This window comes from Xenorhabdus bharatensis (assembly GCF_037996705.1).
In the GTDB taxonomy this organism is placed as follows: domain Bacteria; phylum Pseudomonadota; class Gammaproteobacteria; order Enterobacterales; family Enterobacteriaceae; genus Xenorhabdus; species Xenorhabdus bharatensis.
The window spans coordinates 1-453 of the sequence record NZ_JBBMXG010000070.1 but is presented as its reverse complement, the minus strand read 5'-3'; the positions used below and the strand labels follow the sequence as shown (position 1 = coordinate 453).

1 pseudogene is annotated in these 453 nt (G+C 31.8%); it reads right to left on the bottom strand.

Annotation, left to right across the window (positions count from 1 at the left end):
• Window positions 1-221: 221 nt before the first annotated feature.
• A pseudogene (locus AAC855_RS21250) lies at window positions 222-453 on the bottom strand (hypothetical protein); the annotation flags it as partial.

Genomic DNA, 453 nt, shown 5'->3' with positions numbered 1-453 from the left:
GAAAAATATACTCTTTCATTTAAATTAATTAGTGAAATAAAATCCCGCCATGATAAAAAAACCACCATACATATGGCAATCATAACTAACAGCAATATTATTATATAAAATGCTCTACTCCAAAAAGGGAGAATAACTTCTTTTTTTTGATATTGCTTTCTTGATTTATTTGACACATTAAACTCCCTTCATTGTAACCACTAAAATGGTTGGCATTCTACTTAGTTCCAAGGCCAAATAGCTGGAGAACTTAGTGCCATCCTTTGACGATTGATTTCATAATAATCTCCTTGTATTTTTTCATCAGCCTCCCTAATTGCTTCAATTACTTTATCTGATATCCCTAACTCCTTATCAATATAAAATAAAGCAACGGCTATTACAACACCAAGAAAAAACAATCCAGCAGAAACACCAATTATACTGGCACCTGCCGCTAAAAAATAAGTAGAT